Annotated in this window: 15 protein-coding genes; all 15 read left to right on the top strand. The window is 43.3% G+C overall.

Features of this window, described 5'->3' with window-relative positions:
- Nucleotides 1-4: 4 nt before the first annotated feature.
- The 15 genes from BMX79_RS07490 (at nucleotide 5) to BMX79_RS07560 (ending at nucleotide 15,994) form a co-directional block, all read left to right on the top strand.
- Nucleotides 5-1,435: a pilus assembly PilX N-terminal domain-containing protein gene (locus BMX79_RS07490; protein ID WP_091481014.1), complete on the top strand. Its 1,431-nt coding sequence runs from the start codon at nucleotides 5-7 to the stop codon at nucleotides 1,433-1,435.
- Between the two features lie 15 nt (nucleotides 1,436-1,450).
- A complete protein-coding gene (locus BMX79_RS07495) occupies nucleotides 1,451-3,076 on the top strand; it encodes a GspE/PulE family protein (protein ID WP_091481016.1) in 1,626 nt (541 codons plus the stop codon).
- Nucleotides 3,077-3,090: 14 nt separating this feature from the next.
- Entirely contained in the window at nucleotides 3,091-4,122 is a 1,032-nt protein-coding gene (locus BMX79_RS07500) for a type IV pilus twitching motility protein PilT (protein ID WP_218025362.1), read from the top strand.
- 17 nt (nucleotides 4,123-4,139) lie between these two features.
- The gene (locus BMX79_RS07505; RefSeq protein ID WP_091481019.1) at nucleotides 4,140-5,342 is read left to right on the top strand and encodes a type II secretion system F family protein; all 1,203 of its coding nucleotides are present in this window, start codon (nucleotides 4,140-4,142) and stop codon (nucleotides 5,340-5,342) included.
- A gap of 246 nt (nucleotides 5,343-5,588) precedes the next feature.
- Entirely contained in the window at nucleotides 5,589-5,942 is a 354-nt protein-coding gene (locus BMX79_RS07510) for a prepilin-type N-terminal cleavage/methylation domain-containing protein (protein ID WP_091481021.1), read from the top strand.
- 63 nt (nucleotides 5,943-6,005) lie between these two features.
- Nucleotides 6,006-6,758, top strand: a complete 753-nt coding sequence (locus BMX79_RS07515; protein ID WP_091481024.1) for a prepilin peptidase — start codon at nucleotides 6,006-6,008, stop codon at nucleotides 6,756-6,758.
- A gap of 54 nt (nucleotides 6,759-6,812) precedes the next feature.
- A complete protein-coding gene (gene pilM, locus BMX79_RS07520) occupies nucleotides 6,813-7,886 on the top strand; it encodes a type IV pilus biogenesis protein PilM (RefSeq protein WP_091481027.1) in 1,074 nt (357 codons plus the stop codon).
- Entirely contained in the window at nucleotides 7,883-8,425 is a 543-nt protein-coding gene (locus BMX79_RS07525) for a hypothetical protein (protein ID WP_091481030.1), read from the top strand. The genes pilM and BMX79_RS07525 overlap by 4 nt, the downstream gene beginning before the upstream one ends.
- Nucleotides 8,422-8,970: a type II secretion system protein M gene (locus BMX79_RS07530; protein WP_091481033.1), complete on the top strand. Its 549-nt coding sequence runs from the start codon at nucleotides 8,422-8,424 to the stop codon at nucleotides 8,968-8,970. The genes BMX79_RS07525 and BMX79_RS07530 overlap by 4 nt, the downstream gene beginning before the upstream one ends.
- A 111-nt stretch (nucleotides 8,971-9,081) precedes the next feature.
- The gene (locus BMX79_RS07535) at nucleotides 9,082-10,344 is read left to right on the top strand and encodes a tetratricopeptide repeat protein (RefSeq protein WP_091481037.1); all 1,263 of its coding nucleotides are present in this window, start codon (nucleotides 9,082-9,084) and stop codon (nucleotides 10,342-10,344) included.
- A gap of 44 nt (nucleotides 10,345-10,388) precedes the next feature.
- Nucleotides 10,389-10,958: a ReoY family proteolytic degradation factor gene (locus BMX79_RS07540; RefSeq protein ID WP_091481040.1), complete on the top strand. Its 570-nt coding sequence runs from the start codon at nucleotides 10,389-10,391 to the stop codon at nucleotides 10,956-10,958.
- 25 nt (nucleotides 10,959-10,983) lie between these two features.
- On the top strand, nucleotides 10,984-11,325 hold the full coding sequence (locus BMX79_RS07545) for a nucleotide pyrophosphohydrolase (protein ID WP_170230997.1): 342 nt from the start codon (nucleotides 10,984-10,986) through the stop codon (nucleotides 11,323-11,325).
- A 52-nt stretch (nucleotides 11,326-11,377) separates the two neighbouring features.
- A complete protein-coding gene (locus BMX79_RS07550) occupies nucleotides 11,378-12,589 on the top strand; it encodes a CCA tRNA nucleotidyltransferase (RefSeq protein WP_091481042.1) in 1,212 nt (403 codons plus the stop codon).
- Between the two features lie 45 nt (nucleotides 12,590-12,634).
- The gene (locus tag BMX79_RS07555) at nucleotides 12,635-15,439 is read left to right on the top strand and encodes a helicase C-terminal domain-containing protein (RefSeq protein WP_091481045.1); all 2,805 of its coding nucleotides are present in this window, start codon (nucleotides 12,635-12,637) and stop codon (nucleotides 15,437-15,439) included.
- Nucleotides 15,440-15,520: 81 nt separating this feature from the next.
- On the top strand, nucleotides 15,521-15,994 hold the full coding sequence (locus tag BMX79_RS07560) for a cell wall elongation regulator TseB-like domain-containing protein (protein WP_091481048.1): 474 nt from the start codon (nucleotides 15,521-15,523) through the stop codon (nucleotides 15,992-15,994).
- Nucleotides 15,995-16,000: the final 6 nt, after the last annotated feature.

The raw sequence follows: 16,000 nt of genomic DNA on the forward strand, positions 1-16,000 counted from the left end.
CAGTGTGTTAACAAAATTTAAGAATGAAGATGGAAGCGGACTGATACTTGCTTTGATGACACTAATGGTCTTATCAGTTTTGGGAGCAGCCCTAGGAGCCATAACGATCGGGGGTTACCGTTTAAGTAGTGTTAACAGGGATACAACATCTGCCTATTATATTGCTGAAGCTGGAGTGAATCAAGCTTATGAAGAAATTGAAGAATTAGTTATTGAAAATCAAAATGAGAGTAGAAGCCACTTCTTTTCAAAAATTGATAATCATAAGTACAAAGACGGCATTACTCTGGAAAATTTTCAAAGTCAGTTTAATACCTCTCCTGTTTCTAAGGTTACTTTAAAACATGTCGGGGAGGAAGGGGATACGAAGTCATACATACTCCAATCTGAAGGTAACGTCGATGGAAGAAAAAGACTAGTGGAGAAGACTTTTGATGTGACCTGGACTGACAATAGCCCTGGAGTTACATTCCCTGTGATTCCGGAGGGGGCGAGTCTGATTGCTAATAGTTATATGTATATTTCCGGCAATGAACTTGTTGGAAATGTTGTAATCAACACTACTCAAAACGAAAGTGTATCACTGACCTACACTAATGTCAGTAAGGCAACCTTTCTTTATAGTCCAGGAGCAGACCCTGCTCGTATCATTAACTTTCCGGATTGGAATAGACCGAATCGCCGTGCTATGGACAGTCCTGTGGTATGGTCCAACTTTACTAATGTAGTCTCTGATTTTCCAGAAATCCCTGTATTTTCACCACCTATAGGAAACAAAAATTTACGCTTAAATGGGGGAGTGCCGCCTACAGTTATTGACTTAAAAGAAGACACTTCTTATGAGACAATTGAATTAAATAGTGAAAGAGTTCTGCGATTTGATGTAGGTGATAAGGATTTAAGGATTACAGTAAATGAGCTACTGATGAATAATGGACATATTGAAATTGTAGGTGAAGGGTCACTAACTATATTTGTTAAGAACAAAATGCCTTTTGGTTCATCTAGTACATTAAACAGGAATGCCCATCAATCGAAATTATCGCTCTATTACGCCGGAGCCTCGGCTTTAAATTTCTCTGGCGCTCAAAGAATTAATGGATCTATTCACATTAAACAGGCTGATATAAATGTTCAAGGTGGTGCGGGCATAAACGGAGTCATTTTTACAGCTGGGAAAAAGGTATACTTTGATGGAGGAACTTTTTCCAGTCCGTTAATCTTTGCACCAAATGCTAATGTAGAGCTTATTGCAGGAGCAAATTTTGAGGGAATTATATTGGGTGAGAGGATTTCAATGGACGGAGGAGCAATAGTTAAATATAAACCTTACGATTTTTCAGCTTTTCCTTTTGCTTCAAATGATAGTGGAAATGGAAGTTCAGGATCATCGAAAGAACTAATTTCGTCCGATCCTATTTCAGAAACAAGATAGGAAGTGCGTGAGCTAATGGCTAATACTAAGCGGAAAAAATTAGGTGACTTACTTAAAGAAGCAGACCTGATCACAGAAACTCAAATAATTGAAGCAATTGAACACAAGAAAAACAATCAGAAACTAGGAGATGCCCTCGTTGATCAAGGCTACATAACGGAAAAGCAGCTGCTCGATGTTCTTGAGATTCAGCTGAAACTTGAGAGTGTATCTCTGTATCAATATCCCATTGATAAGTCTCTGATCGACATTATTACAAAAGATTTTGCCCGGTCTAACCTGTTGCTTCCGATTGGAAAAGAAAACACTCGTCTAATCGTTGCGATGAATGATCCTCTCGATTTTTACGCTATCGAGGATCTCGAGCTGTCTACAGGTTACACTGTACAGCCTGTTATCGCAGCAAAAGACGATATTCTACAGACGATCAACCGTCTGTATGACAGTAATGACATTGCAGTGGAAGATATTGAAGGAGAAGAAGCGCCTGCGGTTCGTATTTTTGATCAGCTGCTGGAAACGGGTGTAGCGATGCATGCATCAGATATTCACCTTGATCAGAAAGAAACTGCTGTTACAGTGCGTTACCGAGTAGATGGGGTTTTGAGAACCGACCGGACTTTACCTAAAGCACTGATGAATTCACTTGTGGCCAGAATCAAGATCATGGCTGGGTTGAATATTACAGAAACACGTCTGCCTCAGGATGGACGGATCAGTACAATAGTTGTAGACAAAAAAGTGAACCTCAGGGTGTCTACTTTGCCAACTGTGTTTGGTGAAAAGGTTGTTATCCGAATCCTGGACATGTCAAATGTCTTTAAAAAAATCGAAGACATAGGCCTCCAAGAAGATGCATTGAAGGATTACGAAAAGCTGATCAGGCAGCCTTCCGGACTCATCTTGCTTACAGGGCCGACTGGGTCAGGGAAATCGTCGACGCTTTACGGATCGATTAATGAACTGAACAGTCCTGAAAGTAATATTGTTACAGTGGAAGATCCAGTGGAGTATCAGCTTGAAGGCATCAATCAGGTGCAGGTAAATTCCTCGATTGGTCTGACCTTTGCGGCAGGTCTGCGTTCTATTCTTAGACAAGACCCGAATATCATCATGGTCGGAGAAATCCGTGACAAGGAAACAGCGGAAATCAGTATCCGTGCATCACTGACCGGTCATTTGGTATTCAGTACACTGCACACCAACAGCGCGATCGAAGCAATCCCTCGTCTCTTTGATATGGGAATCGAACCGTATTTAGTCGTTTCATCCTTAAGTGGTGTGATGGCTCAAAGGCTGGTCAAGACAGTCTGTAAGGACTGTGCCTATACTAGACAAGCCAGTCCGATCGAACGCGATATATTCGAACGTCGTGGACAGACAATTGAAGAAGTGACGATTGGTAAAGGATGCGACCGCTGCAGGCATACAGGTTACCGCGGACGTATGGCGATACATGAACTGATCGTGATCGGTGATGACCTGAAACAGCTTATGATGAATCAGGCAACCATGCAGGATATCAAGCAGCACGTAAAAGAAAAAGGTGTCAAATTCCTGATTGATGATGGACTTGAGAAAATAAAATCAGGTAAAACAACATTAGATGAAGTCCTGAGAGTGGCTTCGGCTGATGAGTAGAAGGAATGACTATATTGGATAAACTTATTGCGTTATTAACGAAAGCACATTATAAAGAAGCCTCGGATGTGCACCTTGTGGCCGGGTCTTCACCGGTTTTTAGAGTAGACGGCAAATTAATGCCCGAAAAAGAAGATAGGCTTATGCCCGATGATACGATGGAAATGGCTAGAGCAATACTGACCGATAAACTATGGGACCAGCTTCAGGAAGTGAGAGAAGTGGATTTGTCATATGGTATTCCAGGGGTTTCACGGTTCAGGGTCAATATATTCTACCAGCGTAGTGCCATTTCCCTTGCTTTCAGAGTGATCCCCAGAGACATTCCGACGATTGACAGTCTTGGTATACCTCAAAGGCTGAAAGAATTAGTGAAAAAGCCTCACGGGCTGATCTTGGTAACCGGACCGACTGGAAGCGGAAAAAGCACATCGCTGGCATCCATGATCGACTATATGAATCACGAAATGAATCGGCATATCATTACATTAGAAGATCCGATCGAATACCTTCATTCACACAATAAATGCATTATCGAACAAAGAGAAGTAGGATTCGACACGCTATCCTTTAAAGACGGCCTTAGAGCCAGTTTGAGGCAGGATCCGGATGTCATTCTAGTTGGAGAACTGCGTGATCTGGATACGATTCAGACGGCGATTACTGCCGCAGAAACCGGGCATCTTGTTTTGGGTACCTTACATACTCAAGACACAACGGGAACCATTGATAGAATCATCGATGTGTTTCCGGTTCACCAGAAGAACCAGGTCAGAACGATGCTGGCTAATGTTTTAATTGGTGTAATGTCGCAAAGACTGTTTCCGACTTTGAACATAAAAGGTCGGGTAGCGGCGACGGAACTGCTGATCAATAATGCGGCAATCAAAAATCTGATCAGAAATGAAAAGATGCACCAGATCCCAAATGTCCTTCAGACGTCTAAGGATCAGGGCATGCATACGATGGAAATGGATATGCGACAATTGATTGCGGAGAAACGCATCAGTGAACTGGAACTGCTCCCTTATGTCAGCGGCCAGTAACAGATTGGAGGAAGACTATGGCCACATATGCCTACAAGGCAAAAACAATAGAAGGAAAAGTTATTAAAGGTAGACTGGATACAACGAATAAAAAAGATGCAGTCAAGGAACTGACTCAGATGAATCTGATCGTTTTCGAAGTTGAACCATTAAACTCTATTCTTTACAAAGATATCTATATTGGCAGACCTGTTAAGCAGAAGGAATTTGTCCTGTTCTTGAGACAGTTCGCCACACTGCTGGAAGCTGGAATCCTTTTAATCGATTCGATTGATTTACTTGCCGAACAGACTGAAAGTAAAGCTTTGACAGAAGCACTAGAGACTATTTCAGTTGAGGTTAAAGAGGGAATCGCCTTATCGGAAGCTATGAAGGACTACCCGAAACTGTTTCCCGAATTACTGGTACAGATGATTCATTCAGGAGAAGTCAGTGGGCAGCTTGAAGATGTTATGGACCGTATGGCCACTTACTATGAAAAGCAGTACCGGATCAAGCAGAAGGTGTCAACTGCTCTGACCTATCCAGTTGTGGTAGCGTCATTTGCAATCATCATTACCATATTTCTACTAGTTTTCATCGTGCCTATATTTGGGGATCTCTTTGCTTCATTTGGAGAAGACTTACCACTCATTACTAAACTGGTTCTGCAATTCAGTGGATTTATCCAGCGCTTCTGGTGGCTGTTTATAGGACTCTTGGTATTGTTGGCTGGGCTGTTTATACAAGTCAAGAAAAGGGAATCAGGAGCATATTATCTGGATAAACTTGTATTAAAGCTACCTGTTGTTGGATCATTCGTTCAAAAGACAGTTTTGGCTAGAATGACTCAGACTCTAAGCTCCTTACTGAACAGTTCTGTACCGATTCTCCAGGCAGTTGAAATCACCAGTGGAGTAGTCGGCAACAGAGTAGTTAGAGACGTGCTGATCGAATCAAAAGCTTCCTTAGAAAAGGGAGAGTCGCTGGCTAAACCGATGGAAGGTCACTGGGTCTTCCCATCATTGATTCTGCAGATGATTAGAGTGGGCGAATCGAGTGGATCCCTGGATGAGATGCTGAAGAAAGTAGCTGACGTATACGATCAGGAAGTCCAGGAAGCATCAGATAAACTGCAGTCACTGATCGAGCCAGTCCTCATCATTTTCCTGGCTTTAATTGTCGGTTTGATCGTCCTGTCCATCGTTATCCCAATGTTCAGTTTATTCGAAACATTTTAATTAATATACGAGTAATTTTTTTTCAACAACTATTGTATTTAGAGATTTAATGATTTATAATATGGACAATACAAATCAATTACATAGATTCGAACTATTATCTAACTGATTTGTATACAGTTATATTGTATTTTTATACTTTATTTCTTGTGCTTATCGGAATTTTTAAACATGTTGTTCCCATTCGTGTTTATGTTCTGTTAAGTCTGAATGAAAGTATAAATAAAAAATTAGGAGGATGATAAAATGAGGAACAAAATCAGACAGATGATGAAAAAAGAAGACGGATTTACACTAGTTGAACTTTTGGCAGTTATTGTTATTTTGGGGATTATATTGGCTATTGCTATTCCTGCAGTAAGTGGGGTCATTTCTAACGCAGATGAAAGAGCTACTGCAAGAGAAACCGAACTGATTGTTGATGCTGCAAGATTATATGAAACTGGTGAAAACGTAACTTTAGGAACTGACGGTGTGACGGTTGAAACATTAGTAGATAGAGGATATTTAGAAGATCGAGGAGACGAAACTTTAAACGTTAATGATAAAGTAATAAGAAACAGTGATGGTGATTTAGAATTTCAAAGTGGTGGAAATTAATACATCACGCTACTTAAATAAAGGCCCCTTCCCGGGGTCTTTCTTACTACATAGGAGTAAAAAATGGACATATTTTTCATAGTGGTTTTCTTTTTATACGGACTAATCTTTGGCTCTTTTTTCAATGTAGTCGGATTACGTGTACCAACAAAGTCCCTTTTCAGTGAAAAGCGGTCATACTGTGACACGTGCCAGCGGACGTTGAGCTGGAGAGAACTAATCCCTGTATTTTCCTATCTTATACAAAAAGGAAAATGCCGGGGATGCCATCAGCGTATCTCACTGATTTACCCATTGATGGAATTTGCGACTGGTATATTATTTGCATCAACTTATTATTTCTTCGGGATCACTAACCAAATGATTCTAGGCGTGCTTCTCATCAGTCTGATCATTCCGGTAAGTGTATCGGATATTGAATACAAACGGATACCGAATCGAATTCTGATTTTTTTCAGTCCGCTTTTTCTGATTTACCGCCTGTTCTTCCCGCTTAATCCCTTTTACATGTCAGGTATCGGAGCAGTAGTCGCATTCATCCTTGTCCTAATAATTATCCTAATCTCTAAAGGCGGCATGGGTGTTGGTGATCTGAAGTACTTTACCTTATTCGGCTTTATTTTCGGATTATATCACTTTCTGCTTTTGTTTTTCCTATCTACTTTGTTCGGCAGTATAGGTGGGCTGATTACAATGAAGATCAATCGTCTCGGCAGGAAGTCTCGTATCGCTTTCGGGCCATATATCGGGCTGGCGGCACTGACTGTCTTCTTCGTTGGAGAACCGTTGATCGACTGGTATATTTCCTTGTTTTGAACAGTATCTACTGAAATTGATAGATTGACATGAAGAACTTCTGGAGGAATCATTATGTTATTTAAAGCCAAACCACATCTGTTCATGCAGTTTCTTGAACGCAGTATCAAGTATCTGGTGATGGATAGTCAGAGAAAAACACTCATTGAAAAAGACGAACTTGTTTTTGATACAGCAATTGTCCAGGAAGGCAGGCTGACTAATGTGCCGCTTCTTCAGGCCCGACTTGATGCACTCATTAAAGAGAAGAAATGGAAAAAAACGAAGGTGTCCATCGTTCTCCCAGACGATTTTGTCACGATTCGCGAGGAAGAGATTCCAGCTCAGCTTGCCCCAAATGAAATCAAGGATTATTTGAATCTACATATCAACCAGTCGATTCGCCTGCCTTTTGATCACCCGAAAGTGGATTATGAAGTCATTAGCAGAAATGAAACGACTCAGACGCTTTTTCTTGCTGCTTATCCTGGAGATCAGGTGCGTCATTATCTCGATCTTCTTGAAGGAGTATCTTTGAAACCGGAAGTGGCGGATATTTCGTCTCTTTGTGTCTACCGAATTCTAAACCAGCAGTTTCAGATTAAAGCCAAAGAAGAGGATCACGTTATGGTTCTGCAGTGGAATCCTGTTGATACATCAATCACTGTCTTCAATAAAGGCATCCCACAGTTCAACAGGCATACCCGTTCTCAGAGACTAATGGAATCATGGAACCTGACGAAAGAAGGCAGGTGGGAATGGAAACGCACGGATGAGGAACTGACAGATAATCTGGAGGACCAGCTGAATGGCCTGGAGCGGTTTATGGATTTTTATCGCTATTCCGTTATGGATGGGAAAGACAGCGTCTCAGCTATCGTCCTGAGCGGTTATTTCCCGGATCTTGACCGTTTGAAACGTCTTCTTGATGAACGCTTTACAGTTAAAATAAGCTTGGTCGATCTTCCTTCCCAATTTGTACAGGCTGACTCTGTCCTTTACGGTTTGTCTTTAAAAGAACCTAAAGCGGGGCAATCATTGTTCGGGGCTTCGAAGGAAAGTCTGGGAACTAGACATAAAAAGACAGGACGAGGATTCAAGAAAGTGAAGAATCTGACTGTTGAAGGCGAAGGGGAAGTGGTCAAATGATCGAGATCAATTTTTTTGAGAAGAAAGCTAGAAATGTGCTTCCTCATCTGATGATTGTTTTCTTTTTTGCCGGTGTTATGATAGTAGGGATTTATTTCTTCCTGATGCACGGGCTTTACGTCAGACAAGACCAGAACAGTATGCAGCTTCTGCAGCAGCGGTCCGAGGAAGTCTCAGTGGCTCGGAACATGTCAAGAGTTGACCGGGCAATCACAATGAATGAGCAGGCTATGACTGTACTGGAGGCCAATCAGTATCCCCTTGTCTATCTGACTGAGGACATCACTGGTGTGATTCCTGACAGCGAAGAAACTGTGGTGACATTCACTTTAAATGAAACGAATGAACTGATGGTTCAGCTGGACCAGTCATTAGTAGAAGAAAGTGCAGAATTAATAACTGATCTTGAAATGCTTCCGTACGTGACGCGCGTGCACATGACTCGTCTGGAAAATCAGGGTGAGGATGCCGGTCATCTGATCGAACTGACACTGGACATCGATGAGCAGATTCTGAAAGAAGAGGGGGGAGAGCAATGATCATCAAATGGACTAGAGAATCCCTTCTGGTGATGCTGACCCTTATCATGATCCTGATTGCTCTGTTCTATTATGGAAACAGATATTTTATCGAACCGGTAAGGGCTACTGCGGAAAACTCCGCAGCTATAGTCAGTGAGCAGGAATCGCTCCTGACTGCTTACCCACCGTCTGAACAGAATCTTAATGAGCTGGAAGAGGCTTATGCTGAGTCATCACGCTTTATTCCTGAAGGTGAAAGGATCAATGAAGCCATTGTGCTGATCCAGTCTGCGGCAGAGTCAAATGACGTTACATTGCGTCAGATCTCACGTCTTAGCGAAGAACAGCCTGTTGAAGGACTCAATGACCGGTATGTTCATACCGTTTATCAGATTGAATTCGAAAGCTCAGAAGCCTCAAATATCAGAGGCATGCTGGCGAACATGAATCAGCAGGACCGATTCTTGAACAGCTATCAGCTCTCCTATCAGAGAGAAAGTGAAGATTTGTTGAGCGGGAGCGTTCTGATTGACGTGTATTATCATACAGATGCAGGACAGTAAGTCTAGAAACAGTTTGAACCGCTACCTGGTTTGAACTGTTTTTTGATATAGTAAATCAGACTGCAGATATGATAAGATAATAAAAAGAGACAGGAAAGAAGGGATGTCAGGATGTCGTATTCAAAAGAAATGATCGATGCAATTCAGAACGAAGAACTCGAAAAGGCAGAACATCTGCTGGATCAGGCGATTGCAGGCGATTCGGATGAAGACTTGTTTGCACTAGTTGAAACGCTTTTCGATCTGGGATTCTTAAATCAAACGAAGCAGGTCGTTCAGCATCTGCTGACCGCACATCCCGATGAAGAGGGACTGAAACTGACCTTGGCTGAGATAGCGATCGAAGAAGGCAATGAGCTGGAAGCTTTTGAATGGATCGAAAAAGTGGATAAGGACAGTCCATATTATGTACAGGCGCTGTTGGTTTCAGCTGACTACTATCAGGTGCTGGATCTTCCGGAAGTAGCGAGGCAGAAGCTTGAAGAAGCAAGAGCTTTGCTGCCTGAAGAACCAGTAATCGAATTCGCACTGGGAGAACTGCTTTTTGCCAGTGGGAAGTATAAAGAGGCCATTACGCATTACGAAAAACTGATTGTCACAAATCATATTGAATTCGCCGGGACCAGTCTCAATGGACGACTGGGAAATGCTTATGCGGCGATAGGAGACCTGGATTCTGCTATAGATTACTTGAAAGAAGCTGTTGATCTGCAGGAGACGAGCGATCATCTTTTCCAGCTTGGTCTCGTGTATTTCCAGAAAAAGGACTACGATGCGGCAAACAGCCATTTCTTCAAAGTTAAGGAACTGGACCCGAGCTACACGTCCGTCTACAGTTATCTGGCCAAAGGTTTTCTTGAACTTGCTGATGAAAAACGTGCACTGGAACAAGTGGAAGAAGGGCTCTTTTACGACAGGCAGAATGCTTCCTTGTATGCGATGGGCGCAGAAGCAGCCAAAATTCTTGGAGATGCAGACAAGGCACGTCACTTTTATCAGGAAGCGATCGCCCTTGACCCTGACAATGTCACGATGATTCTGGAATATGTTCAAGTTCTATTCGTACAGCAGGCCTTTGAAGAAGCGCTAGCTGTGTTTGAACCGGTACTTGAGAGCGGAGAAGAAGACCCGCAGCTGTTCTGGTATGCGGCCATTGCTTATAATGAAGAAGAAGCATTTGAAGAAGCTAGAGACTACTATGATAAAGCAGCGGTGTATCTGAGTGACAATGCTGACTTTCTAAAAGACTATGCCGTATTCCTTCGGGAAGATGGAGACAGAGCAGGGTTTATTAATACAGCCAGACGTTACCTCGAACTGAAACCGGATGACATGGAAGTGCGTGAGTGGATTAAGTATGAAGACACTCTATAATTTTGGTATAATATAAGTGAGCATAGAAAAGGAGGGGAGTTTACATGTATAGTCGCGTACAGTTAAAAGACAAGAAGAAATTTCTCAAATGGTTTTTGCAGCGCTATCAGATGAAACGCAGAGAATCGATGTGGATTTTAAACTATCTACTCAATCATGACATTGTACTCAACAAGACAAAGTTTGTAGAAGAAGCGAATAAAACTCCTCGTGGAATTAGAATGGCGACTGTTGGCACAGAAGATGAAGCGTTCCGGTTCTATAAGGATGGTCAGGAATATGACCACCCAGAGCAGGCTTTCCACGAAGTCAGGCTGAACTGGCATACTGATTTGTATATCGAACTGCTCTTTCAGGATTCACTGCTGTCACCAGAATATGCAGCAATTCTCGAAGACAACCCTTATGCAAAATGGAACGACCGCATGACTTCCGAAATCGATGAGCAGGTAGACGAAGCGGTTGACACCTTTTATCTTCAGAAACAGCGCGAGCAGGTGCTGGAAGATATCGATCGTGCACTTGAAACAGATAACCGGGATGACTTTTACTCCCTCGCAGAAGAACTTAAACACATTGAAGACAAAATGGAGAACGGTGTTTCGTCCTCCTGAATTCATAAAATAGAGGAGTAGACAGATGACTGATATGACAGACATGCAGAAACAGGTTGATGACTATATCAGTCAGTTCAAGACTGGATATTTTACTCCTTTAGGGCAGCTTGCTCGTTTGACTGAAGAAGTGGGCGAACTGGCAAGAGAAGTTAATCATCGGTATGGTGAAAAACAGAAAAAAGAGTCCGAAGAGGAAAAAAGGGTGGAAGAAGAGCTTGGCGATGTCCTGTTCGTTCTGATCAGTCTTGCCAACTCTTTAGATATCGACCTATCTGATTCGTTCGACGCCATCATGGACAAGTTTCAAAGTAGAGATGCGTACCGTTTCGAACGTCATGATGGCAGGAACGAAGCAGACAGTTAAGTGATAAAGGAGAGAAGGGGTAGAATGCGTCACTGATTTGTACCCCGTATATATGACCTTAAAAGTACCAGTTAAAGGAGAATTCGAGAAGGCTTTGCCCGTTCTGGAGACACTACAGGCTGCGGGATTTGAAGCTTACTTCGTAGGAGGCAGTGTCAGAGACGCCCTCCTTGGAAAAACAGTCAATGACGTTGATATTGCAACGAGTGCCTTTCCTGAAGAAATTAAACGGCTGTTCAGACGGACCGTCGATGTAGGAATTGAACACGGAACAGTCATGGTGCTGCTGGACGATGAAAGTTATGAAGTTACTACATTTCGGACCGAATCGACGTATCAAGATTACAGACGTCCTGATTCGGTCACTTTTGTGCGCTCTTTAGAAGAAGACTTGAAGCGACGTGACCTGACAATCAATGCTTTCGCAATGGATAACAAAGGAAACATCCAGGATTTCTTTGACGGGGAGCGTGATCTGAAGGAACAGATCATCCGTGCAGTAGGCAAGCCCGAAGAACGGTTCCACGAAGATGCCCTGCGGATGATGCGGGCGGTTCGATTTGCCTCTCAGCTCGGCTTTCAGCTTGAGGCTGATACGTTTTATGCGATTGTGGTTAATGCGCATTTGCTTGAAAACATTGCCGTCGAGCGTATTCAGGTGGAATTTGTAAAAATGGCTATGGGCGAGTATGTCCTCCAGGGTATGGAAGCCTTCTTTACAACAAGTCTTTATGCCCATTGCCCTGGGTTGAAGTACGGAAAAGTGGCGCTGAGACGCTTCTCGCTTATTTCAAGACCACTTAAGAAAGAGCGGCATGTCTGGGCATTGCTGCTTTATTTCATGGGAGTAAATGATCCCAAAGAAGCAGCGGCCTTCCTGAAATATTGGCGTCTCTCCAACCAGCTGATTACGGACAGCGTCAAGTTGCTGGAACTGATTTTATACCGCCATCATTATCCATTGAATCATTATATCGTCTACACTTTTTCTCCACCATTAATCTGGGAGGCGGAGGATCTTTTGCAGATGCTGAAGCTTCCATTCGATAAGCGCACCGCAGCGCGTCTGATTCTTACTCTGCCTATCCAATCACGTGAAGAGCTGGCCATAAACGGACGGATCATAATGGAAGAGACAGATAGCAGAGGCGGACCTTGGCTCGGAGAAGCCATTCAGGTTGCCGAAAAAGCTGTGGTCTTAGGCGCTATTGAAAATAAAACCGAGCCGATTCTAAACTGGCTTAAAGAAAGTAAATACATCTGACAATTCTGTTTCATTATGAATAGTCAGGAAGAAAGGAGGGGTTAGATGAAAAAAGATCAGTTATACGCTGTCGTCGATATTGAAGCGACGGGAGCTAGTATCGGTCGTGATGAACGGATGATACAATTTGCCTGTGTTCTAGTCAGAAACGGTGAAATTATTCAGTCATTCGATACGTTCGTCAACCCTTCACGTAAGGTCAGCAGAACCATTAGAGACCTGACTGGCATAACCACTCAGGATCTGGCTACAGCCCCTTATTTTGAAGACATTGCTCATGTCATTCGACACCTGCTTGAAGACACGATTTTCGTCGCACATAACGTCGGTTTTGATTATCAGTTTTTAAATGAATGCCTGGTAAGGGCAGGATCAGAGCCACTTTGTATTCCAGCTATCGACACAGTAGAACTGGCTCAGATTCTTTACCCTTCTGAAGACAGCTATCAGTTGAAGGAATTGACGGCGTCACTTGGCTATACTTTAAAGCATGCCCACAACGCGTTGTCGGATGCAGAAGCAACGGTATTCCTGTTAAACAAACTGGATGAAAAAATTAGACGCCTGCCTCTGATCACCCTTGAGTCCTTGACAGACCTGTCACCCAGTACCACTGCTGACACGACCCTGTTTTTCAGGCACGCTCTAGAGGATATGCTGAATGATCCGAGCGACCTTGACCACTCCCTTATGATAGTGGGGGATATGGCAATTAAAAAGCCACTCAGTCCAACTGTCCAGGAAGAATACAGAAAGCAGCCAGTTTATCCCTATAAGGAAGAGGAGAAACGGGCTGCTTTGTCTCGGATCGGTCTGGACTGGCGAAGTGGTCAGTCTGAGCTGATGAATACCTTATTTAATTTTCTGAAAAAAGATGCGCCAAAGTATACGCAGCTCATAGAAGCCGCTCCTGGATCTGGGAAAACTTATGGGTATCTTTTTCCCGCTTACTACTTAGCGTCAAAAGAGAACAAAATGATTATTTCTACTTATACTAAAGTTCTTCAAAAGCAGCTTTCAGCCGATATCATTCCTATGCTCAATCAGAAGATGCCGTTCTCCCAGTCCGTAGCTGTAGCCAAGAGCGAATCACATTATCTTTCGCTCTCGGCTTTTTATAGAAAGTGGAAAAACACAGCAGATTCAGACATTGAGGCTATCTTCTGTATGAAAATACTGGTCTGGCTGACTGAAACAAATGAGGGGGACCTGGAGGAAATCGGGTCCGGAGCACATATGGCTCATGCCTTCTGGAAGGATATCAGACCGTCGGGACGCCAGACACCTCTTCCAGTTTTTGAATCTTATGAGTTCCTCTATCGAAGAAATAGACGTCTCGAAGAGGCAGCGATCATTATTGCCAACCATGCCTATCTCTTAGCTGACTGGAAAAAACTAGAGCCGATTCTTCAGAGTGAAACAGTCATTATAGATGAAGCCCATCACTTGCCGGATGTCATTGATCAGAGTGCCACACTTTCATTCAGAGTCAGCTCACTCGTCAAAGACCTGAAACAGATTGGGTCGCTCGACAAGGAAGAGTCCATTCTCTATGAACTAGATCAAGCTGAAGATAGTCCGGTTAAAGACTATCAGATCAGGTCTCTGGAGTCTGCGGCGCAAATTCTTAATGAAGAATGGCAGGAATGGTCCGACTCCTGGGTTGCCCGTATTCGACAGACTGAGGACTACTCGGAATCAGTTGTCGAGTGGAAAGAGCAGGCGATTGATTTGAGTGCACTGTCTGTTGGACTGAAGAAAGATAATAAACGGCTAAAAGCGACGATCGATGAAATGATCTACGTAGGCAATCAGATCATAGAACTGCTGGAATCTGAATCAGATGCCTTGTCTAAAGAAATAAAGCGAGTGATGTCTCGTCTTCAGCTTGTCATTGACCGAACGCAGCACTTGTCAGAGTCACTGACCGAACTGCTTTTCAGACAGGAAAAAGGCAGCCTGACCGGGATCAAATTCTATTCCCGTTCACCATGGACCACCTTGACTTTTTATCAGTATAATCTGGACAGCAGAGAGCTGCTTCAAAATAGACTTCATGCGGTCGATCATCTTGTGCTGACGAGCAGTACCTTGTCAGTCAAAGGATCAACCAGCTATATCCAGCAGGCACTGGGTCTTGAGCATGCAGAATTCAGCAGCTTTGATTCTGTGTATGATTATCAGAAGCAGGGCAGACTTTTCGTTCCTGACCAGCAGACAGCCGTCGGTCATTTAAAACGCGGCGCGTATGCTTCCGAGCTGGCCGGACAACTTGAAGACATACTTAAACAGACGAGCGAGAATACGCTGATTCTTTTCCGGTCACAGGAAACGATCCAGGCCGTCTATCAGCTGCTGAAAAATCGTCCCGCACTGAACCGAAAGACTATCCTTGCGCAGAACATTTCAGGCACTCCTTTAAAGATTGCCAAGCAGGTGAAAAAGGCTCGAGAAGTGGTTGTGCTTGGCGCCGACAGTTTCTGGGAAGGGGTCGATTTTCCCGAAGATGAACTAAAACTGGTTATTCTTACACGTCTGCCATTTGATTCGCCTGATATGCCCATGGTCAAGCATCGTCATCAGCTGCTGAGTGACCAGGGACTGAATCCCTTTGTGCATGACCTTCTGCCGAGAGCAGTGATGCGTCTCAAGCAGGGAATCGGCAGACTGATCCGTTCAGTTCATGATAAAGGCATCTGGATCGTTCTTGATAGACGGATCATCGATTCAAGTTACGGGTCTGCATTTACCGACTCACTACCTGAAGGACTGGTACTGGAAGAATATCCGCTTGAGACGATCGTAAGTGAAGCCCAGTCATTTTTCAGACAAACTGAAAACAAAGTTTAACAACCCAGATATTTATTTCTCGAGTGGCATTTGCTATACTAGAGAAGTTGAAATAAAAGGAAACAGATTGAGGAGAGACAAGTGAAAAAATTTATAATTGGTCTCGCCATTACTTTGAGTCTTGTGATTATCGGAGCGATTATCTTATATCAGCGATCGACTAATACTTATTCTCGTGCAGAAGCAGATACGATAGCTTTTGTCAGGGAACGGACGAATCTAAACCAGGTGGAAGATTTTCACTGGTACAACGGGACAGAAACATACCTGACAGTAACTGGAACGAATGAAGAAGGCCAAGAGCGTATTTATATCGTTCAGCAGGCTGGAGGTCAGATTACATCTTTTTCTGCAGAGAATACCATTTCCGAGCAGGAAGCTGTAAGAATGACCCGGGAAGCTAGAGATTCGGTCAAGATTCTCAATGCACGGATCGGTATGATCGATGATACACCGGTCTGGGAAATCAGCTACCGCAATGAGAATGACCGATTAGGTTATTATATCGTCAATCTGCAGACAGGTGAATGGCTGCGCACCATAGATAATATTTAAATCAGA

The organism is Alkalibacterium pelagium (assembly GCF_900109325.1).
Classification (GTDB): domain Bacteria; phylum Bacillota; class Bacilli; order Lactobacillales; family Carnobacteriaceae_A; genus Alkalibacterium; species Alkalibacterium pelagium.